At 47.1% G+C, this 22245-nt stretch carries 21 protein-coding genes, 1 tRNA gene and 2 pseudogenes; 11 read left to right on the plus strand and 13 right to left on the minus strand.

The window, feature by feature from the left end:
* Nucleotides 1-202 precede the first annotated feature (202 nt).
* The 4 genes from V7051_RS22010 (at nt 203) to V7051_RS22020 (ending at nt 5845) form a co-directional block, all read left to right on the plus strand.
* Nucleotides 203-619, plus strand: a complete 417-nt coding sequence (locus tag V7051_RS22010; protein WP_333878786.1) for a DDE-type integrase/transposase/recombinase — start codon at nt 203-205, stop codon at nt 617-619.
* A complete protein-coding gene (locus V7051_RS24750) occupies nt 568-780 on the plus strand; it encodes an IS3 family transposase (protein ID WP_442919692.1) in 213 nt (70 codons plus the stop codon). Before V7051_RS22010 ends, V7051_RS24750 begins: the two co-directional genes overlap by 52 nt.
* Before the next feature lie 170 nt (nt 781-950).
* Nucleotides 951-1607: a hypothetical protein gene (locus V7051_RS22015; RefSeq protein WP_333878752.1), complete on the plus strand. Its 657-nt coding sequence runs from the start codon at nt 951-953 to the stop codon at nt 1605-1607.
* Between the two features lie 59 nt (nt 1608-1666).
* Entirely contained in the window at nt 1667-5845 is a 4179-nt protein-coding gene (locus tag V7051_RS22020) for a tandem-95 repeat protein (protein WP_333878754.1), read from the plus strand.
* A 155-nt stretch (nt 5846-6000) separates the two neighbouring features.
* On the opposite strand, the pseudogene V7051_RS24755 reads toward V7051_RS22020, so the two are convergent.
* The 9 genes and pseudogenes from V7051_RS24755 to queA form a co-directional block, all read right to left on the minus strand.
* Nucleotides 6001-6215, minus strand: a pseudogene (locus tag V7051_RS24755) (transposase domain-containing protein); the annotation flags it as partial.
* A gap of 8 nt (nt 6216-6223) precedes the next feature.
* Nucleotides 6224-7176, minus strand: a pseudogene (locus V7051_RS22025) (IS1595 family transposase).
* A 133-nt stretch (nt 7177-7309) separates the two neighbouring features.
* The gene (epsL, locus tag V7051_RS22030; RefSeq protein WP_333878755.1) at nt 7310-8476 is read right to left on the minus strand and encodes an XrtB/PEP-CTERM-associated polysaccharide biosynthesis outer membrane protein EpsL; all 1167 of its coding nucleotides are present in this window, start codon (nt 8474-8476) and stop codon (nt 7310-7312) included.
* A 105-nt stretch (nt 8477-8581) separates the two neighbouring features.
* A complete protein-coding gene (locus V7051_RS22035; protein ID WP_333878757.1) occupies nt 8582-8737 on the minus strand; it encodes a hypothetical protein in 156 nt (51 codons plus the stop codon).
* Between the two features lie 519 nt (nt 8738-9256).
* On the minus strand, nt 9257-10141 hold the full coding sequence (gene epsG / locus V7051_RS22040) for a chain length determinant protein tyrosine kinase EpsG (protein ID WP_333878759.1): 885 nt from the start codon (nt 10139-10141) through the stop codon (nt 9257-9259).
* Nucleotides 10138-11577: a chain length determinant protein EpsF gene (gene epsF, locus V7051_RS22045; RefSeq protein WP_333878761.1), complete on the minus strand. Its 1440-nt coding sequence runs from the start codon at nt 11575-11577 to the stop codon at nt 10138-10140. Before epsF ends, epsG begins: the two co-directional genes overlap by 4 nt.
* Before the next feature lie 89 nt (nt 11578-11666).
* Complete coding sequence (gene epsE / locus V7051_RS22050) at nt 11667-12482, minus strand: polysaccharide export protein EpsE (protein WP_333878763.1); 816 nt, start codon at nt 12480-12482, stop codon at nt 11667-11669.
* Nucleotides 12472-13506, minus strand: coding sequence for an undecaprenyl-phosphate glucose phosphotransferase (locus V7051_RS22055; RefSeq protein WP_333878765.1), 1035 nt, complete (start codon nt 13504-13506; stop codon nt 12472-12474). Before V7051_RS22055 ends, epsE begins: the two co-directional genes overlap by 11 nt.
* Nucleotides 13507-14245: 739 nt before the next feature.
* Entirely contained in the window at nt 14246-15283 is a 1038-nt protein-coding gene (gene queA / locus V7051_RS22060; protein WP_333878788.1) for a tRNA preQ1(34) S-adenosylmethionine ribosyltransferase-isomerase QueA, read from the minus strand.
* 89 nt (nt 15284-15372) lie between these two features.
* Here queA and V7051_RS22065 point away from each other — a divergent pair.
* Nucleotides 15373-15459: transfer RNA gene (locus V7051_RS22065), tRNA-Leu, on the plus strand.
* A 162-nt stretch (nt 15460-15621) separates the two neighbouring features.
* Nucleotides 15622-16821 (plus strand): tyrosine-type recombinase/integrase, encoded by a 1200-nt coding sequence (locus tag V7051_RS22070; protein ID WP_333878767.1) that lies wholly within the window; start codon nt 15622-15624, stop codon nt 16819-16821.
* Nucleotides 16822-17074: 253 nt separating this feature from the next.
* Here the strand turns inward: V7051_RS22070 and V7051_RS22075 are convergent, their stop codons facing one another.
* The 3 genes from V7051_RS22075 to V7051_RS22085 all read right to left on the minus strand — a co-directional run bounded on the left by V7051_RS22075 (nt 17075) and on the right by V7051_RS22085 (nt 19265).
* A complete protein-coding gene (locus V7051_RS22075) occupies nt 17075-17485 on the minus strand; it encodes a hypothetical protein (protein WP_333878769.1) in 411 nt (136 codons plus the stop codon).
* Nucleotides 17482-18825, minus strand: a complete 1344-nt coding sequence (yjjJ, locus tag V7051_RS22080) for a type II toxin-antitoxin system HipA family toxin YjjJ (RefSeq protein WP_333878771.1) — start codon at nt 18823-18825, stop codon at nt 17482-17484. Before yjjJ ends, V7051_RS22075 begins: the two co-directional genes overlap by 4 nt.
* A 188-nt stretch (nt 18826-19013) precedes the next feature.
* Nucleotides 19014-19265: an ogr/Delta-like zinc finger family protein gene (locus tag V7051_RS22085; RefSeq protein ID WP_333878772.1), complete on the minus strand. Its 252-nt coding sequence runs from the start codon at nt 19263-19265 to the stop codon at nt 19014-19016.
* A gap of 180 nt (nt 19266-19445) precedes the next feature.
* On the opposite strand from V7051_RS22085, the gene V7051_RS22090 reads away from it, so the two are divergent.
* From V7051_RS22090 to V7051_RS22110, 5 genes are all read left to right on the plus strand, one after another.
* Nucleotides 19446-20330: a hypothetical protein gene (locus V7051_RS22090; protein WP_333878774.1), complete on the plus strand. Its 885-nt coding sequence runs from the start codon at nt 19446-19448 to the stop codon at nt 20328-20330.
* A gap of 111 nt (nt 20331-20441) precedes the next feature.
* Nucleotides 20442-20678, plus strand: coding sequence for a helix-turn-helix transcriptional regulator (locus tag V7051_RS22095; protein WP_333878776.1), 237 nt, complete (start codon nt 20442-20444; stop codon nt 20676-20678).
* A complete protein-coding gene (locus V7051_RS22100) occupies nt 20675-21157 on the plus strand; it encodes a hypothetical protein (protein ID WP_333878777.1) in 483 nt (160 codons plus the stop codon). Before V7051_RS22095 ends, V7051_RS22100 begins: the two co-directional genes overlap by 4 nt.
* Entirely contained in the window at nt 21154-21612 is a 459-nt protein-coding gene (locus V7051_RS22105) for a hypothetical protein (RefSeq protein WP_333878779.1), read from the plus strand. Before V7051_RS22100 ends, V7051_RS22105 begins: the two co-directional genes overlap by 4 nt.
* Before the next feature lies 1 nt (nt 21613).
* Nucleotides 21614-21934 carry a hypothetical protein gene (locus tag V7051_RS22110; RefSeq protein ID WP_333878781.1) on the plus strand — a complete coding sequence of 107 codons (321 nt, stop codon included), beginning with the start codon at nt 21614-21616 and terminating at the stop codon, nt 21932-21934.
* A gap of 5 nt (nt 21935-21939) precedes the next feature.
* Here the strand turns inward: V7051_RS22110 and V7051_RS22115 are convergent, their stop codons facing one another.
* A complete protein-coding gene (locus V7051_RS22115) occupies nt 21940-22128 on the minus strand; it encodes a hypothetical protein (protein WP_333878783.1) in 189 nt (62 codons plus the stop codon).
* Between the last annotated feature and the right edge of the window lie 117 nt (nt 22129-22245).

Below are 22245 nucleotides of genomic sequence, written 5' to 3' on the forward strand. Positions count from 1 at the left end.
AGCCAATAGCTATATCACAAATTATCGCTTCGCTTCAATATGACTGACTACTAGCGCCTTTTATGCATGGAACAAAGCGCCTGAAGATACTGATAAAAAAGTGCTGCAAAAACAGCTGGAAGCTAAAGCGATTCAGCTATTTGATGAGAATAAGAAAATTTATGGTTCCCGTCGTTTATCTGAAGCCTTCATAAAATAAGACATTCAAGTCGGGCGTTATAAAGCGAAACAATTGATGAAGAAATTGGGATTGAAACCGCGTTATCCAAAACGATTCAAAATCACCACCGACAGCGATCATCATGAGGCGATTTCTCCGAACCACTTGAATAAGCAATTTGATGTGGCTGCGCCCAATACAGTCTGGACCACCGATATTACTTACGTTTGGACGCTTGAAGGCTGGCTCTATGTCGCTATTGTTATCGATTTGTTTTCCAGGCAAGTAGTGGGCTGGTCGATTGATGATCACATGCGGACTTCGCTGTGTGTTAATGCCTTGCAGATGGCATTCTGGAGGCGAAAGCCAGAGCCCGGCCTACAACATCATTCCGATCGAGGCAGCCAATACGTAACTGTTGGGATAATTCGCCGACAGAGCGATTTTTTCGAAGCTTAAAATACGAGCAACTTACCTACGAGAAATTCAGAACAAAAGAGGCGGCAAAGCTGAGTATTATTGATTATTTAGCTTTTTATAATGGTATAACGCGCGCACTCAAAATTAATCTACCAACCCCGCTGGAATGTGAGCAGGAATTCTATAAGAAGACGGCGTAAGAAAGTCTCCTGTTTAAGTTGACCATTACATATCCCATTGGTTTTGTGTGGCCATATCATCACAATAATAGGTGTTTACAACAATATGTTTTTTAAGTTTTTCAATTAAGAATAAACGCTTATTCATTATTAATTTATTCGGTGTCCATAAAAAATAGGATGATTACGTTATGAAAAATATTTTTCAAAATAGCAAACAAGAACAAATATTAAATCATAAATGGCTTATAGCTATGGTTCCACGGATAGTATTGCCTAAAACATACACTAACCAAATTCTAAGGAGGGCATCTCTGGTTGTTTTATTGGCTTTCTTTAGCAGCGGGGTTGTGCAAGCGGCAACAGCGGTTCAGCCGGTGCTAGATCTCAAGTTGACTGGATTGCAGACCGCACAAGTGGGTCAAGCTGATCGAGTGGGTCAGACGGTAAGAGCAGGTCAGCTTCTTAATGGGATCAACGTAAGCCTCACCAACCCTGGGTCTGCCACGCCAGACGCGCGGCTGCGCCTTATTGTCCATGACGGAGCCGGTCGAGACCTAAAGGCGGATGACGTTAAGATTGATGTATTGGAAGGAGCATCATGGGTGTCTATACCCCTTAAACATATAGATGGTGGGGTAATGGGAGCTATCGGTGCACAGGGGTCAGGGCACAAAGAGATTGAGCAACGTGGCGGTTTCGCAATCTCGGCTAAATCGACCAAGCAATTGCAGCTGCGGCTTATGTTTCGCTTGCCCGGGGTATATCAATTGGTAGCTACGGTCTCTCCTGACAATGGAAATACTCACTTGGCGCAACCTTTAGTCGTAACTTTGGAGGCTCTATGAACCCCATACAGATCATATTAATAAATAGCTTTTCGACAATGGCGAGGAGGTCGACTGCTTTGTTGAAGAACACGTCTACGCGAGTGAGAAGACGTTGGACTCCGTGCGTTATCGACATGCTGCTGGTTTGCTTTCTATTGACCTTGAATATGCTGCAAGCAGTCGAAGCTGCAGGCGCTCAATCAACTACTATAGTCTCGTTAACATTTGACGATAACTGGGCGGAATCGGACGCAATCCAACCTCTGCTTAACAGCGGCCTGAAAGCGACTTTCTACCTCAACTCCAATAGAATACGTCTCTCGGGGCCGATAGACAACACTGATTACCTGACGAAAGGTGAAATCGATACACTGTTTAACAACGGCTATGAAATCGGCGGACACACCATTAACCATGTAGACCTTGCAACCCTTACTGACGCTGCCGCGCTGACAGCTATCTGCGACGACTTGGCGACGCTCCGTGGGTGGTATGGCGACAACGTTTATTCGTTCGCATATCCTTACTCATCTACCGGACCGACCACCCAAGGCATCGTTTTGGGAGGGTGTCCCGGTACATACGGTCCTTTGAATAAACCTGTCGGTAAATACGAAAGCGCGCGAGCAGTCGGCGGCGTGGGATGCCAAAACTGCCCGGTGGCAGAGACGATACCACCGGCTTTCCCCTATTACATCGCCTCAACCGATTCTGTGCTCTCTACGACTACCCTTGCTGATATGCAAAACTACGTAACCCAGGCAGAGACCAATGGGGGCGGTTGGGTAACGCTAGTTTTTCATAGTGTGTGTACTGGTTGCCAGGATTATGCGGTGACACAGAATACGTTGACTCAATTTTTGACATGGCTGAAGGCCCGGGAGCCGCAAGGCACTTACGTGAGGACTGTTCATCAAGTAATGACTGGGGATTACCCACCGCTCTCCCCTCCCCCGCAGCTAGGACCTAACATGCTTATCAATCCCTCGCTTAACGATTTCTTAGGCAGTGTACCTTCTTGCTGGGAGCGCAGGGAATGGGGTAACAACAATGCCACATGGACGCGCACAACCGGTTTCACCGGGTCTACTTCAGATTTCGCGCAACAATTGCAGATAACCTCCTTAACCGACGGCGACCGTTCGCTAGTACCAGCGGAAGATGCCGGTCAGCAAGCCGGTGGGTGTGCCCCTTCGGTGGAAGCAGGCGCCAATTATCAATTAAGCGCGCAATACAAGTCCAACACTGGCGCGGTTGTTGTACTGGATTACATGGATGCTAACGGCGTTTGGCAGTACTGGAGGGATGGGCCGCATTTACCGGCGGCCAGCAATTGGAGCCCAATGACCCATTCTACCGGGCCATTGCCGACGGGCGCCAAAGCCATAAGCTTTGGTATCACCCTAGCGAGTGTTGGTACGCTTACAACAGATGAATACTCAATGAAAAAGGTTTTGGGTAGTTCACCGCCACCCAATACAGCTCCCACCTTCGTCGGTGGTATTACTACCCTGACGGTAAACATGAATAGTTCGGCACTAGACCTAAAGCCCAACCTGCATGTCAGCGATGCCGATACCGGCCAGACGGAAACCTGGAGTTCAAGCGTCGCCCCCACCCACGGCACACTGACTGTCACCGGCGCCACGGCCAGTTCCGGCAGCACCAATATCACACCCGGAGGCACCATTACCTATACACCGGCATCCGGTTATAGCGGTACCGACAGCTTTACGGTGCAAGTCAGCGACGGCAGCGCTACCGCGACCCGTACTTTCGCTGTAAACGTTCTCCCCACTAATACGACTCCCACCTTCACTGGCGGGACCACCACCCTGACGGTAAATATGAATAGTCCGGCGGTGGATCTGAAACCCAACCTGCATGTCAGCGATACCGACACCGGCCAGACGGAAACCTGGAGTTCAAGCGCCGCCCCCACCCACGGCACGCTGACAGTCACCGGCGCCACGGCCAGTTCCGGTAGCACCAATATCACACCCGGAGGAACCATTACCTATACACCGGCATCCGGTTATAGCGGCCCCGACAGCTTTACGGTGCAGGTCAGCGATGGCAGCGCTACCGCGACCCGTACCTTCGCCGTAACCGTGACCGGGACGCCCATTAATACGGCGCCCACTTTCGTCGGCGGAAGCACCAGCCTGCTGGTGGGAATGAATAGTCCGGCGCTGGATCTGAAACCCAACCTGCATGTCAGCGATATCGACGCCGGCCAGACGGAAACCTGGAGCCAAAGTACCGCTCCCGTGCATGGTACGCTGGCTTTCTCCGGCGCCACGGCCAGTTCCGGTAGCACAGATATCATTTCGAGCGGAACTATTAGCTATACACCTGTGTCCGGTTATAGCGGCTCCGACAGCTTTACAGTGCAAGTCAGCGATGGCAGCGCTACCGCGACCCGTACTTTCACAGTAAACGTCCTCCCCAATGCCCTAGGCCCAAACCTGCTCATCAATCCATCGCTTAACGATTTCCCAGGCAGTACACCTACTTGCTGGATGCACAGGGAATGGGGTACCAACAATGCCACATGGACGCGCACAACCGGTTACACTGGTTCCAATACAGATTTTGCGCAACAATTGCAGATGACCTCCCGCACCAACGGCGACCGTTCGCTGGTACCAACGGAAGATGCCGGTCAGCAAGCCGGTGGGTGTGCCCCTTCGGTGGAAGCAGGCTCCGTTTATCAGTTAAGCGCGTATTATAAGTCCACCACAGGCGCGGTTGTTATATTGGATTACCTGGATGCTAACGGTGTTTGGCAATACTTGAAGGATGGACCGACTTTACCGGCGTCCAACGGTTGGGCGCTAATGACTTTTTCTACCGGGGCATTGCCGGCGGGCGCCAAAGCCATAAGCTATGGTATCGTCTTGACGAGTGTTGGTACGCTTACAACAGATGAATACTCATTGCAAAAGGTTTTGGGTATTTCTCCTCCTCCCAATACGCCTCCTACCTTCACCGGTGGAACCACCACCCTGACGGTAGCGATCAATAGTGCCGCGCTTGATCTAAAACCCAACCTGCATGTCAGCGATGCCGATACCGGCCAGACGGAAACCTGGAGTTCAAGCGTCGCCCCCACCCACGGCACACTGACTGTCACCGGCGCCACGGCCAGTTCCGGCAGCACCAATATCACACCCGGAGGAGCCATTACCTACAAGCCAGTGGTCGGTTATAGCGGCTCCGACAGCTTTACAATGCAGGTCAGTGATGGCACCGCTACCGCGACCCGTACCTTCGCAGTAACCGTCACCCCCAATACGGCACCCACCTTCACCGGTGGAACCACCACCCTGACGGTAGCGATCAATAGTGCCGCGCTTGATCTAAAACCCAACCTGCATGTCAGCGATGCCGATACCGGCCAGACGGAAACCTGGAGTCAAAGCATCGCCCCACTCCACGGCACGCTGACTGTCACCGGCGCCACCGCCAGTTCCGGCAGCACCAATATCACACCGGGGGGGACCATTACTTACAAACCGGTGGTTGGTTATAGCGGCTCCGACAGCTTTACGGTGCAGGTCAGTGATGGCACCGCGACCGCGACCCGTACCTTCGCTGTAACCGTCACCCCCAATACGGCACCCACCTTCACCGGTGGAACCACCACACTGACGGTAGCGATCAATAGTGCCGCGCTGAGCCTGAAACCCAACCTGCGTGTCAGTGATATCGACGCCGGCCAGACGGAAACCTGGAGTTCAAGCGTCGCCCCACTCCACGGCACGCTGACTGTCACCGGCGCCACCGCCAGTTCCGGCAGCACCAATATCACACCGGGGGGGACCATTACTTACAAACCGGTGGTTGGTTATAGCGGCTCCGACAGCTTTACGGTGCAGGTCAGTGATGGCACCGCGACCGCGACCCGTACCTTCGCTGTAACCGTCACCCCCAATACGGCACCCACCTTCACCGGTGGAACCACCACACTGACGGTAGCGATCAATAGTGCCGCGCTGAGCCTGAAACCCAACCTGCGTGTCAGTGATATCGACGCCGGCCAGACGGAAACCTGGAGTTCAAGCGTCGCCCCACTCCACGGCACGCTGACTGTCACCGGCGCCACCGCCAGTTCCGGCAGCACCAATATCACCCCCGGAGGCACCATTACCTACAAACCGGTGACGGGTTATACCGGCTCCGATAGCTTTACGGTGCAGGTCAGCGATGGCAGCGCTACAGCGACCAGAACGTTTGCCGTGACTGTTCAATAAAGCAACTAAAGCCGAGTTGAGTAACTGCTGTAAAGCTACTGTGTCAAGAGGCGCGGCAAAGGGATTTAAGCAACCCTTTGCCGCGAGTTAAAACCTTGAACGAACGGTTAGACTTTGAAATTTTTGACCAGGGAAAAAAGTGTAAGCGCCTAACCCTACCACTTTGCGGACTCAGTCCTATTTCGTTTAAACGCCTCAATGACATCCGGCGCCAACGGTAACAGTTCATCAATACGGCTATTCAGACAAATGGGCAATTTTTCCAGAGTGTCGTTTAACCACTCTGCCGAGTTCAAGCCATTGAGTTCACGGTTCCCAGTAATGTTTGAATCGCCGCAGCTCTTTGACCGGCTCGTTCTGAGCCCACAAAGAACTTGATTAGCAAGATGCTTCAGCTGACCGCAACCAAGCATCTGAGCGAGGCCCAAGGGCAATGGCAGCCACGAGAAGTCGAGTCGGGAGCGTATCAAGCTGGAAGCGGCGGTTGAGCGATAGGCGAAGGCCGCTAAATAGCGTGTGGCGTATTTAGCGAAATCAAAGGCATGATAAGCACCGCCCAGGCTAGTCTTGAGATTGCCCAAGATAGTGTTGATCCAAAGGAATTCCGGCATATCCCTGGGTTTGCGGCCACCGACGACACTAGCCTGGTGTTGGCAACCTGCCTCGGTTACCGCAGCAAAACACCCCAGACCATCAGAAAGCACAGAACAGCCTGGAGTAAGGTTGGTTTTCGCCCCGTCGGCAATGGCTTTATTGGTAAAACCGGAGACGGGTGTTAGTTTGACGCGTAACGGGTGGCCTTCGTCATCAAGCGACAGTACTGCAACAAAAGGCACCTTGTTTTCTGAGAACCCTGCCCTGCTTTACCGCCGCTAAGTTCGCCGCCGAGATAGGCATCATCGACTTGGATAGGCCGCTGAGGGTATAATTCGTTTCCCGCTCAGACATGGCTTCCATAAGCTTGTCCTGAATGAGCCATGCAAGTCGGATGACTGACGCCCCGGACCGCATCAGAGCCGGCCCGGACAAGCCCATCTTGGCTTGGCTGATGAGGTAGATCGCCAAAAACCAAACCGTCAGCGGCAACTTGGTGCTTTGGAAGAGCGTCCCCGCAATCAGTGAAGTTTGGTGTCGACAATTCTGACACTGAAACGTTGGGTGCGATCCCGCTTTAAATACGCTATGACCCGTGTGGGCACAGCAGGGACAGACAAAACCTTGAGGCCACCGTGTTTGCTTTAACTCAGCTTCGCATTGTGCTTCGGTTCCGAACTGCTTGAGAAATCAGGCATTGATAAACCCGATTGAAACTGAACCCGATTCATTGGCATGACTTGATCCTTTATTAATGGACTAAAATTCAGTATACGCCTTATTGATGCAATGTTTGGGATTGGCTGAAGCATCTTGCTAATCAAGTATAATTATAGAAAAAAGGGAGCGAAGGATTTAATCAGAGCTTCCTTAGAACACCGCCTGCAAATTAACACCTGCCGATTTAGTTTCGTAAGACGAGATGGGATTGTTGGAATCGCGCTTTTCATAATTCAACACGGGTCCGACACTGATGCTGTCTAATGGCTGATACATTACATTAACGCCGATATTGCCGACATTATCTTTTTGTTCTCCAAAACCAGCGGCGCTGGTGCCGCCACCGCCCAGAAACTGTTGCTGTTGATAGGACATGGGCAGCTTCAGGGAAATTTTGGGAGTGGACTGCCAACTAAAGTTAAACCACACACCTTGGGATAGCACAAAGCTGGAAAACAGGTTGTCGGCTTGGGTGATTAGACGTCTTCCAGACAGCTCCAGCAATGTTTTGTCGCTGGCTTGCCATTTCATATTTAGCTCTGCAGTTATGTCGGAAAAATTACGGGCGCCAAAATGTGCATAGTTTTGTTGTGTGTAGCCGACAAGGCCATCGATATGAGTTTTATTGTTGACATGCCAATCCGCGGTCACAGAATAGTTCATTCGCGTGTAGGCATTATCCTGGGTGCTACCGGCGGTTAATTGGCGTTGTGGATATTGACCATCAGTTGCGATTACTCGCAAACCCAAAGTGCTACCGGTGGGGCTTAGGTATTGCAAGTTGAGTTCGGCATTATCTTCAGTGTTGTTACTGAATTGCCGACTTGTACCGTCAAACTTACTCTCTGCCCGAAATACGCCAAACTTGATCTTGCCATTGGGGTGAAACAGGTAGCCGGCGTTGGCAAAGTAACGTTGGTTATTTATCAGGTTGTCTAATATGCCATTCAATTGAGCAAAATTGCCTAATGCCTGAATATTGGTGTAGCCTATTTCACCATCCAGATTATTCCCCAATTGCCAGTTCCATTGAGCTTGAGTGTTCCAGCCGGTGTAATCCAAACTAGTGAAGTTTTGGAACCAGTTCTGATTAACATTTGCTTTGACGATGATATGCTGTCTGCTGATTGTCCAGTCCATATCAAATCCGGCTCCAACTTGTTTAATAAAGTCGCTTTTATCGCTTTTACCTGTAGCCGACACTGGATCGACATTGTCAGATACCCGTAAAAAGTTGCTGTCATATAACAAGCTGGAGGCAACGTATGGCTTGATGATGTCATCTGGCGATGCTACTGCATAACTTTTATTTGGCATTGCCCCTCCCAGCAACAACATGAAACACGACAATAAGTACCTTTTTTTAGTCGTATTGTTTTTGCTGCCGTACTGTAAATAGTCCAAACATAACACTACCATTATCTACACCGCCATAAGTAATAAGCTTTTAAGATCATTATTAATCGCTTTGTCCTTGCCATTGGTAGTCGCTTGTTCAATATTTTTGCCGATGTAAACATTACGTAACAATAAGCCGAGCAATATAATTGTTTGGGAAACCTTGGTTTTATTTGTCATAGTTATGCCAGATTTTATAATTATTGCAAATAGATATTCAGCGTTCAAGTACTGCCGGTAGCCTGAGAATTATCGGTTAGTTGTTGAATATAGCTCGTTTGTCGTGGCCTATTTGCGTAAAGGACTCAATTATAGGCTTTTTAAGTACATAAAAGACCGATAGAGTTTGCCCTATAAAGTTTCTTGAAAATCTCCAATAGCTGCTCGACTAAATTTGAGCTTAACGTATAAAGTAGAAATCCTGAATCAAGCTGATAAACCTGTACGAACTTTGAGCGGTAATAGCGCGCCTTATCACTGATGTATAAAAATTCGCCTAGCCTTTGGAGTTCTGCTATTTCTATCTGTTGAAATAACCACCATAGCATTTACTGGACTTATAACGATGCTAGAATTGTAAAGCTTCGATTATTTTTGAGCTTAAGATAACAATAGAAAAAATTATATATTATTCATTGAATTAATACCATTAATTAAACCAAGTATTCACTAAAAATCAATACATCTTTGTTTTAAGTATTAAAAATCTGTTAGCACGACACCGAGACATTGACTGCCTGTGTCATGCAAAGCTTCTTTTAATAACTGTAAATCATTAGTCTTGGTTTTATGTTGCCGCACTACTAAAAGGGCTCCACCGCAATTTGAGGCGATAATTTGAGCATCGATAGCCTGTTCTGCTGACGGTGTATCGATCAAGATTACGTCAAATTGTGTTTGTAGTTCTTTCAGGCATTTTTTTAAGCCTCTACTGATCAACTCGACCGGATTGGGAGGCACTGTGCCCGCCGGTAAGATAGATAAATCCCGGAATGCTGGAATTCGTGTGATAACCGTTAGATCAGCACGCCCGGCTAACACGTCCGAGAGACCATAAGCGCTTTGTAGTTTGAATAATGCATGTTGCCGTGGCTGCCGTAGGTCGGCATCGATTAACAGGGTGCGTTCGCCAAGCTGGGAAAAAACAATCGCCAGATTAGCCGCCATTAGGCTGCGTCCTTCGCCACGACTGAGGCTGACCAACGTTAAGGTTTTATGAACATTGTTAAACCAGCGTAACATTAATTGTCCTCGCACAGCTCGTAGCGCTTCCACTTGCAAGCTCATGGGCTGGTATGCGGCGACCAGTTCATGACTGAAGCTTTCATCACTTGCCGTCAGGAACGGAAAGTCAAATTGATATGATAAAGCTTTTTGTATGTCATCATCATCGACCAACCCCAGCATCTTTGCGGCATCACCAAAGAGCAGGCCTTTCTGTTTTTGCAAGGCGATTATGCGTTCGGCATCCCGGGCGCTGATTTTTCCGGTGTCCAGTAACAGAGCCCCCATCGAAGCGGTATTTTCTATTTTAGTCATTTTATTGGACATCTTGCTGTTGATCATAGTTTCTGCTTGCATCATACGTTACCTCTATTATAATTGGGACCGTCACTGTAGCTATCAAGATGAGACAACCGAGCCACCCGGCTTGGCTTCAAGGCCGGCAGGGAAATAACAGCGAATACAGGGACAGACAATAACTCCGAAATATCAAAAGCAGATCGCACTCGGCGGTCCATTAACTCGGCCGCTAATGCCGAGCCTACTCCTAACATGCCACCCAAAAAAACCGACAGGATCATGTTGATCAGTACTTTGGGCTTAGCTGGTTTTTGTGGGGAAACGGCGGGATTAAGGACAGCAGTATTAGTTTGGCGCATTTCGCTTTCCATCCGGCTTTGTACTGCTCGCTGCAAGGCAGCATCATATATTCGCTGAGCATTTTCCACCTCACGATTAAGCACTCTTATTTCATCATGCTGTTGTTTCAGTTCCAACACTTTGGCTTTCTGTTCAGCAACGGCATTGGCAATTATCTTGTCATGCTGACCAGAGGAAGCAACCCCACCGGCGATGCTGTTTAATACCATTTTAATTTCAGAATGAATTTTCTGTTGCAGGCTGTCCACTTCCGCTTTCGCTTGTTTGTATAGCGGATGATTTATATCTAATCGCTTGGACAATTCGGCAAATTTAGCTTCTGCTTTCGCTAATTCCGACTTGAGTGATTGCACCACAGGACTACTCAACACCTCCTGCAACGACTCTGGCGATCCACCCTGTTTAAGTGTGGCTGCCAGCAGATCTTTTCTGGATTGCAATTCGCTAGTGCGCACCTGATTGTCCACCAACTGCTTTGATAGATCTGACAGGCGAGCACTTTCCAAGTCTACTCGGTCATCAGTTGCGACAATGCCGTGTTGTTGTTGATAGGTAGACAGCACCGATTGTGCATGCTCAAGATTATTCCTTAATGAAGCCATTTGCGAGTCGAACCAGTCTGCGCTTAATTTGGCCGGCTGGGCCTGTAACTCAATACTGGTCTGTATGTAGGCATCAGCAAAGGCATTGGCAATATTTGCAGCCAATTGCGGATCGGTATAAGTAAACTCAACCTGCATCACACTACTTTCGTGTGATGGCTTGATTTCCAGTTTTTTTAGCAAAAAATCCGCGATCCAATCCCTGACATCGCCAATATCTTTAGCTTTTGCAATGTCTTCCTGTATTTGTGGATTTTCTCTGAGCTTTAGTTTTTCCACTACTTTAAGCGCCACATTGTGACTACCAACCACATCGACCTGTGTCGCTATATATCCAGGCAGCAGCTGTATCGGTAAAGTTAAGCCGGTCACCCGATCAACACTGCGTTGATCAACCACTATTGAAGTCGTAGCGACGTATTGCTTGGGTAACCACAAACTCACCACCAAAGTCGTGATTACCGTCACCATTAATACCGACAAGACAACCAATTTGTGTGATAGGAGAATATTAATAAATTGATGAAAGTTCATATTATTCCTTTGTTTGCTTGATTGACTGAGTACGAGCAATCAACAACATTAATAAAAATACTAAAAATACATATCCTGATTTGCAGACATTAAAACCAACGCTCGCCAACATAAATCACATCGTCTTTTAATATCGCATCGCCCAACTCCACATCAGCATCCTCTAAAACGCCGCTTCCGTTCTTACGTTTGATGACTATCCCGCTGTCAGTACCGCGCAAAGTCAAACCACCACCGATTGACAAGGCTTTCAGCACCGAAATATCCGGTTCAAGACGGTAACCGCCTGGACGCTGCACTTCGCCATAAATATAAAACATAGGCGCTTTCGGCACATATATTTGATCGCCTTGTTGCATCTTAAATGGCGTCATATTGTCGGCATCTTCCAAATACGCTCGCAAATTCAGTTCCCGCTTTTGCTGCTTACCCTTGCTATCGATAACGCGGTTTACCACTACTTTATAGTCACCCATTTCTTGAACACCTTCAGCCATAGCGATCAAATCGACTATAGAGCTATTGGAATCCAGAGGATAACGTCCCGGTCTATTGACATAACCCAGCACCGACACTTGCTGACTGACATGATTCAAAACCGAGACACTGACTTGAGCATCGTGGATAAAGCCACCCTCGATTAAACGCACAGCAATAGCTTCCTCCAACTCCATGCTGGACTTTCCGCTCGCCGCGACTTCACCGATCAAAGGAAAGGTAATCCGGCCATCGGGTGAAACCCGGGTTTCAGTTTTTAAATCCTCATAACCGTACACTGAGATACGCAAGGTATCATCCGGACCAATATTGTAGGCTGCCATACTTTGCTTAATGGGCAATAGCAATAAAACCATTAGCAATAGATAGCGTTTATCAAACCATTGTAATTTAGTATTAGTAAGCATTTTTATCCCTGACGACCACGCTGATAGTTTTAAATATGATCAATAAATCGAGCAATAATGACCAGTTCCGCAGGTAATCCAGATCGTAGTCAATCCGCGCCTGCATTTTTTCCAGAATTTCGGTTTCTCCGCGAAAACCATTAATCTGTGCCCAGCCGGTTATACCCGGCTTTACCTTATGCCGAATCATGTATCCTTTAATCAGGCTACGGTACATTTCGTTATGGCTAATAGCATGCGGTCTTGGGCCGACAATGCTCATACGCCCCTGTAACACATTGATAAACTGTGGTAACTCATCCAGGGATGTTTTTCGTAGAAAACCACCAAACGGGGTGATTCTAGGATCATTTCGGGTTGCCTGGTTAACCAGCTCATCGTCTTCCATTACCGTCATGCTGCGGAATTTATAGACCACAATATCCTTGCCGTCTAAACCATAACGACGCTGTTTGAATAAAACAGGGCCGCGTGAGCTGAGCTTTACCCCAATTGCAATTAACAGCATCACTGGTGCGATCAACAGCAAAATCAACAGCGATAACATCACGTCGCTGATCCTCTTAATTATGCTGTTAATACCAATAAACGGACTTTCGCATACTGCCACTATGGGAATACCGTTTATGGTACTGATATTGGCCTGAATAAAATCGAATGAAACTATATCCGGTGGTACAAAATAAATTGACGCAGTGGTATCGCGTAACTCATCCAGTAACGCCATGATCCGAGGCTGTGCAGATAACGGTAAAGCGATATATATATGCTGAACATTATAAGTTTTAACAAACTCGGCAGTTGATGAGATCTTACCCAGTAGTGCTTCCGGCTGGCCTTGCCTATCTTCCTGTAAACGCTCCGACCAACGATCATCAAAAAACCCCATGCAACCTACTCCCAACATAGGATTTTGCTTAAATTGATAAGTCAGCTTACGACTTAAATCGCTAAGTCCGACAATAACTGCACGGGATCTTTCACCCTTGACAAATGACCATCGCTGCATAGCTAAGCCAGCCATGGAGTTTTTCCAAAACGTTTTATTGGATTCAAAATCTATGCTTGTAATCATATGAACAAACCCGTAAAGAATTAACAGCGCCAATAACTAAAACAGCTATTTTCAAATCGTATATGAGTTATTACTCAAAGGACCTAAACTCCATATTGCTCCTCCTGTGTAGCACTGATCGACACTATCAAATATGAACGAGCTTATAGACAATAAAATCAACACATCTGGATTAATAAATTTCATGACGAATTCCTAAGGATTATAAAAAGGTTTGCTTGACATCGACCAATCAACTTAGACTGTGATCTGACCAATAAAGTCCCAGTCAGATATGATTTAAATACCTCTATGTCTAAAAAATAACTTGGTCTATTGAAAAAATAAATACGGCTTCAGGTTATAGAAAACAAACCATTTGAACAATTAGTAGAAATACCTAACGGCCGTCATGTGCATAAACTCCGACTCACTTCGATAGAGATCAAGCACACATCATGATGCGTTAAAGTTTTTTTCAGACACGACGTTAAACAGATTTTGTCTGCATTTCGTGGTCTACTGGAGGTAAATAATTATTGATAGGTGAAGCTAACGTCTGTCAACTTCATATCTGGAAAAGTATTGAGTTATCGGCTTTATTGAATGTAATCAATGTACTTGTTGCTCTTAAATAACGTTAATAAGCTGCGCGCAAATTAACGTTATTTACAGTTTAAAAATGACGGATTGGGTTAATCAAATTCCATCATTTTTTTATAAAACCATTCCCTAAAAACATTGCATCGCCATAGCTGAAGAATCGGTAAGATTGATCAATAGCATGACTATAAGCATTCATAATATGCTCATAACCGGCAAATGCCGAAACCAACATCAATAAAGTAGACTCAGGCAGGTGAAAGTTGGTTAACATGGCGTCGACCGATTTGAATTGATAGCCGGGAGTAATGAACAAATTAGTATCGCCAAAACCGGCTTCAAGTTGGCCGCTTTTGGATGCCGATTCCAACGCCCTGACCGCCGTCGTGCCTATCGCGATAACCCGGCCTCCCCTGGCTCTGACTTGATGAACGGCTGTTACCGTCTCCGGCAGTACGGCAAAATATTCTTTGTGCATTAAATGTTCGGATAAATCTTCCACCCTGACAGGCTGAAAGGTGCCGCTGCCAACATGTAGTGTCACAAAAGCGGTTTGCACGCCTTTGTCTTTAAGCTTTTCCATCATAGCCTGATTAAAATGCAAGCCTGCGGTCGGCGCAGCAACGGCCCCAGCCTCTCTGGCAAAAACCGTCTGATAACGGGTCAGGTCGGATTGATCATCTTCACGAGTGATATATGGAGGCAATGGAATATGACCGATTTGCTCCAGTATACTGAGCAAACTGTTATCGCCCTTAAACTCCAGTTGAAACAGGTCATCTGCCCTGCCCAATACTTCACAGCAATAATCGTTATCCAATTCTATCAAGGTACCCGGTTTCGCCGATTTGCTCGATCTGACATGAGCAATGGCACGATGGTCATCCAGAATGCGCTCGATAAGAATCTCAACCCTACCGCCACTTTGTTTTTTGCCAAACAGTCTGGCCGGAATCACTTTGGTATCATTAAAAATCAGCAGATCACGCTGATCGATCAAATCGATAAAGTCAGTAAATTGTCGGTCAATTATCCGTCCGGCATTACTGTCCATACATAACAAACGACTTGCATCGCGCTCTGCCAATGGTTTTTGCGCAATTAACGCTTCGGGCAACTGGTAGTTAAAATCACTTTTTTTCATAGCGGGCGATATTATCAGGTTAGGCATTTGAATACACCTTAAAAAAAATTGGCGTTATTTATAAACTTTGCCTATAATACACATTCTTTGCCGGGGTGGCGGAACTGGTAGACGCGCCGGATTCAAAATCCGGTGATGGTGACATCGTGCCGGTTCGATTCCGGCCCTCGGTACCAAACATTAGTACAGAGCCGTGCAAAGAAGTACTTAAACCCGCAAGCTGCAAGGCTTCGCGGGTTTTTTATTGTCCGACGAAGTACAATAGAATCCGTTGACATCCAGCTATTTATGACGGTATATATGACGGTACATTTTATACCGTCAAAAAAAATACCGTCATGCCTCTATCAGATACCGCTATAAAGAACGCTAAGCCTACGCCTGACAAAGCTTTCAAAATGCCTGACGGAAAAGGCATGTACTTGCTTGTAAATCCAAGCGGCAGTAAATACTTTCGATTCGATTACCGCTTTGATGGCAAACGCAAAACATTGGCGTTGGGTGTTTATCCGGATACAAGTTTGAAGCAAGCCAGAGAAGCCCATGACAAAGCACGCGAACAATTAGCGCAAGGCATAGACCCCAGCGAAAACAAAAAAGCCGCTAAAGTCGCTCAATCTCATACTTTTGAGCATGTAACCCGCTCTTTCTTAACTTCAATTGCCCATACCGTTCGAGACATAACCCACCAAAAGAAACTCAGGCGTTTTGAGCTGCACACCTTCCCTTGCATCGGCAACATGGCAATCAGCGACATTAAGTCACCTGATATTTACAACATACTGAAACCTATCATTGCTAAAAAGGGACTTGAGACCGCACACCGCGTACACAGTGAGATCAGCGCGACTTTCAGTTATGCAATCGCGCATGGATTCACTGATTATGATCCGGCGCAAGCCGTAGCCGCGCAGATCCCGCCACAAAAGGTAAAACACCGGGCAGCATTGACTGAGCCTCAAGAAGTAGCCCAACTGCTACGCGACATATTCCACTATCAAGGCACTTTTGTTGTGCAATGCGCGCTCAGGTTATCCCCCCTACTCTTTCAACGCCCTGGCGAAATCAGACAGATGGAATGGAAAGACATTGATTTTGACGCTAAAGAATGGCGTTACTTCGTCACTAAAACAGAAGTCCTGCACATCGTTCCTTTATCCACTCAGGCGATCACCATATTGGAAGACATCAGGCCGCTAACCGGGAATGGTCGCTATGTATTCCCGTCAAGCCGTGGCGATGGTCGACCAATGTCGGACGGCACAATTAGAACCGCACTTAAAACGCTAGGCTATGACAGCGATATAATGACCGCCCATGTATTCAGGACAACAGCATCAACATTGCTCAATGAGCAGGGATGGGGCGCGGATGCGATCGAGCGGCAACTTTGCCACATGCCGAGAGATGCCGTTAGAGCAGCCTATAATCGGGCGCAATATCTTGATGAGCGCCGGCGCATGATGCAATCATGGGCCGACTATCTGGATGGATTAAAGGCCGGCGGCGCGGTAGTGCCGTTTAAAAAAGTCGGATGACTGTGTGCGGTAAAAGAACCGATCCAATGCAACCGCTATGCTGTTGATAGTTTTACCGGGCTTGTCTTGAGTCGTTAACTGCCTGTCAATGTAATGCTGGATTTGTAAAATTGGGACACATGCGGAACAAACAAAAAAGCCCCGATGCATTGCTGAATCGAGGCTTTGATGCGTTCATCAACCAATAATGAACTAATCGCTTAAGCAGACATGACTTGATTAAGCGAATGACTAAATACTACATATCAATCACTTAAAAATCAATACGTTTATCGACAATCTTAACGCTACGGTAAACCGACATAATGCGCTCGTACTCTTGACGGCTAACCGGATTCTGTTCCGCCTGGCGCATGTTTTCTTCAAAACGGCGTGCCGCTTTGCCACGCAAGAAGGGTGTCGGTTTTATCGGTGTTGCTCTATCATGCACTCCAGTAATAGGCGTCTTTTGCCGACTCTTATCGCATGCTATTGAGCCTAATAAACCACCATATAACATCATAGATTTAGCGCTAAATTGTATCCTTAAGCGGTTAATTCGGCGTTGCGCCTTGCAGTATAGCGCTGCACGATCTGTTTTAGAGCGGTTGTTCAGGATATTTTGCGCTAATTGGGCTGTAGAAGTGACCGGCGGGTTGAGGTAATGCTTGGATGCCAGCGTCACTCCAGGCGTTCGATTTTAGCGCCAGCTGTGTCTATGTGATGTTTCAGCGCGGCTATACACGGTTCAAATCTGTGGCTGAACCCGCTCGCCGCCATAACCCGATCTAAGAACGTACGAGCCAAAGCTTCTGCGTGACGCCAAGTTTCGTTAGATACACTGCCGAGAATTGTCGCTTCGGATAAGGTATCAGGAAGTCCGCCACCACTGCGGGGGGCGAAAGCCATTGGGGTCATATCATAAGCGGGTGCAATTCCATAAGGCCGACCATGTTCGGATACAAATGATAAGTTTCCGTTGTGCATGTCCGAATTGCCGATTAGCGTACCGAATGCCCATAGGATATTAGCCCCGGCCGCTGCTTCCTGATGAATTTGACGATCATCAGCCAGGATGCGCGTAATAACCGGCCAGCCACCTATTCCTAACCCCGCAAACTCTGCATCAAGCGCGGATAAAGAATGCACCGCACGCCGGCCACGGCTACCGATACGATCAAAACGTTCGACCTCAAGAAAGCGCTGGTCACTGTGGTCTATTATTTGTGTCTTAGCAACAGGAACACCGGCGTCGCGCAATGTTTCAAGGGCAATATGTTCAGTCAGAAGCAGATCACGCCAACGCTCACTTACTGGCCCAGCGTCCAATTCGCTAAATTTCACAATAACATGACGATTCCCATCCGGAGTCACGGCATAAGCGGTAAATTTTGGCTGTTCGCCACCGGCTGATGATCCAGGTGTCTCACCACGAGCCGCTTCAAGCGATAACCTGGCATATTCCTCAGCCTTCCGACTAAACGAAACCGGCTCGGGCGTAGGGGTATCGAGAAAACGATCCCTTGCATTTTCGCCTAGTAGGATATTTCCTACTATGTCATGCCCATGCGCCAGTAGCGCCCGCAAAGCGTGGGTATCAGTCCAGTCTTGAAGCCGGTCTGGCAGCTCCAGCTCAGCACTATAACGAGCAACATACGCCCGGCCTAGATATCCTTGGGGACGCATATCGAATAACCACCAAGGCAGACTATCGCTGTGAAGGGTCTCGCCATCTTGCTGTCGCATTACAAACCCATCAGGACGGACTGGAATCAGCGTTCCTAATTGCCGAATAAGACCTTCGGCACTAACGCGATAGATTGGAATATCTGGCAATCTGCGATGGGTATCGCGTAGCGAATAGTGAATAGATCTTGCAGCGCCAAACCGGACTATTTCATCACCGAGCTTAGTCAGCGCACGGGACATCGACGGCTGGCTAATGCCTAGCTTTTCGCGCAATTGCGCTGTCGACAGTGGGTTGCCGAATAAGTGCATACGAATGCTCTCAGCGTGAAGTGTCATAGCGTGAATTGGTTAGTGAATAGATTGATGAATAGATATTATAGGCTTTTTAGGGGTTATTGGTAAAAAATTCAGATCAAGGCTGTCTGTGGCCGAATTTAGATAGTTAGCAAGTTCGGATCAATTAGCCCCTTTCTGTTTTAACTAATATCAACTCTGGATGACCGATTACATTTTAATTCAACGAATTAACGGCCTTGTACTAGTGCTGCATGTTCTGTTTTTGTGAGGTTATTCAAGATATTTTGTGCTAATTGGGCTGTAGATGTGACCGGCGGGTTGAGGTAATGCTTGGGTGCCAGCGTCATCACAAAAGTTGCGCCGCAATCCTTGGTATTGGTGCAAGCGTAATAAAGATCGGCGATAGTTCCTTCAGCGTTCAAGGCATTACGAGAAGTGATGCGGGCTTTTTGTTGGCAGTTAGGGCAAAGAATCATCATGCAGCGGTGCTCCAGTAAGCTAAGGCGGCATTATACCTGACCGGCACGCTCTTGGCCGTTAGCACTGACTGGGGTATGATGCAGCCGACCGGATAGCTCGACGGAGCAACAAGCGGAACTCGTCCTTCTGTTTCCGGTTATTACTTTCTGGACGGTTTTCACTTTGACGGAGTGTTAGTTTTGACAACGCCAACCCAAATATTTATTGACTGTGATGCCAAGGATTTTTCTGAAGCGTTTTGTGATAGCCTCCTTGATGTTCAACAATTAATAGCTGAAGAAATAAGGAGTTTGGTTGGAAACGACGAATCCGAAACAGAACGGATTAAACCAATTTTTGAGGATGTGTTTGGGAAAGCAGTATCCAAGCAAGAAAAATCAGGAGGCGATTTTTCTCATTACCACAGCAAAGAACTCCAAAAAGCCTTTTCTAAAGGTATCACGCTAAAAGAATTTCAGTTATCAAGGTTAATCCACATAAGTGGACTTGCAGCTGGACATTTCTCAAATTCCAACCTGAAAGGTGCGTTCAATTGTTTGTCAATGGCAAATAGATTCTTGGGTGAGTACCGGAATAATAACGAATTGTATGAATACTTCAACACGCCATTCAAGAAAAAAGAGCAAGAAAACTTTAGGCTCGACACGTTGCTGAAACTGATCTTTGGCATGGCGAATCACGGTTACAAATGTAAACATTACAATATAGAAAGCAGCGCGATATGTATAAGTACAAGACTTCAGAAGCTAAAAATTCAAGTAGATAATAAAGACATTATTAAGTATTTGCATGAATCTGTTGAATTGGAACCTCAGTGGAAAGAGCGTCGTGAAAATCAAGGAATAGTGACAGAAACCGAACGAAGCACCATGCTAAAACTAATCATCGGCATGGCGATTGACAAGTATGATTACGATCCAAATAGTGACACCAACAAAGCGACCGGATCCGGTGATTACGGCATATCAGCAAAGATTCCTTGTCATTGTTATGTTCATGATAACTCGATAAGAAACTGTTTAAAGGCCGCAAAAAAAATAATTTTACCCTCTCAAGAGCAGTAACGGCGTTATGTCACGCTTTTCCGAAGGTTGAAAATCCAACTTAGCTAAGCCCATACTACAAATCGCTCAGTCATGATTAGTCTCGAACTACAACGAATCGAGGCGTATCACATGGAAAAAACCACCCCACAACCACCAACTTTACCCACCATGGGATTTGTCGGCATTTGGGTCATAGCCAACAATCCGAAGAAAAAAACTCTGGGAGTAATGGGCATAGGCCGAACATCTTGGCTTGAAGGTGTTAAATCTGGCATATATCCAAAGCCCATCAAAATCGGAAGATCAACGTTATGGCGAGTTGATCAAATAAGAGAGCTGATTGAAGAGCTGGGTGGTACACAATGAACCTGTTGACACTTTCCATCAGCGCGGCTATTCTGTTCCTGCTTTCGCAAAAAACGAAAGACGGGATTCGCACCCCGCGCAAAGGCCACAATAGGCCACTTTTAAACGTGGTTTTTTTGTGCCCATCAAAAACACAAGCGGCTTTATGCCGTGTGTCTTCTGTTATGGTGGGATGTATTGAGCAGCCCCTTAAAAGGCTGGCCGGTTCCTTTGCCGGTAGTGCGAACTTGATACATTCCACCGCCCAGCGACTCGCACCAATGGGCGGCGGCTATTCATCTTCACAAAGGAATACCGTCATGAACACACCCGCCACAAATCCGGCTAATCGCGGCCAAAATCCCTTAATAGCCATTTTTAATATTTACCACGTTCGCAAACTGATTGCGTCCAACGTACCCGGTACCCGCGCAGTAAGGTACAAGGAATATAACCCAGCCTTGCGTGTGAAGTTCGACCGTATGGGGGCTTTATCATGAGCACTCAAAATAACAAGGCCACAAACACCGAATACACCCGTGCACTAACAGAAGCGCAAGACCGATTGAAGGCGCTCAACACCAGTTTTGCACTATTCATCGGTAAAGACTATGAGCCGGACATCCTAGGCTATCAATGCGTAATCGATGACGCCGACCGGCTGGCCGGGTCTGTCCGTCATCTCTATCACTTGGCAAAAAACGGCAAGGCCGCTCAACACCATGAACCTGTCGGGGCAGCGCAAAAACAAACCAATCAGAGGGGGGATCAGGGCGGTTTTCATGTGGAAGACCTGCATCAAGCCTTTGCTGAGCTGGCTTATTCTTACGGCATGTTAGTCCGCAATATCAGCTCAGAAAGTAACGGCGCCGCTCTTGAAAATATCGTAATGGATTGCGGTACTTTGAGTAATGTTTCCCTCGCGCTTAAATTTTCCAGGATAGGGGTCAACTAACATGACAAGCAAAAATATATACACCAACAGCCCGGAAATCCTCCCATTAACGGAAGCCTTGCTTGCCTGTGCCGGCATCCTGTCTACCCACTTCCAGCGCGCGTGTCATGGACTGTCTGTTATCGATCTGGACGCAGTAATAGAGTTAACCGACAATTTAATTAAAGGCAGACGTAATCTACAATTCGCTCTGAGTGGTGGCACGGTTTTAAGGCCCTCTCAGCCGGTTAGTGAACACGAAACTAAGCCTATGCGTATGCGATCGAACGGGAATTACGGTGGGTTTTATTCAGGGCCGACTGTATTTCTGTCGAGCTGCTAAAAATCCTAAGGATGGGGTTCAGTCCAGAAAATATAACGATATACGCTCAACAGCTTGATCAGTTCGTAGACGAAATTCGGGCCGCAAAAAGCAAGATCAAAAAAAATATAAAGAAAAATACGCTGCAAATCGCCAAAAACCAACCCGAGCAGGCGGATGATCCTCGCTGCCTCTACCCCGACTACAATCATCATGATCTATGCCCGGATGCGCAAGATGTCTTTTGGCTCATTCAATCGCTAAAGCATAACGGATTTATGCTAGTGTTTAATTGCATTAATAGCATTAGATATAGGTTATAGTTGGCGTTA

Origin of the sequence: Methylobacter sp., from assembly GCF_036845245.1 — a bacterium.
Classification (GTDB): Bacteria; Pseudomonadota; Gammaproteobacteria; order Methylococcales; family Methylomonadaceae; genus Methylobacter_A.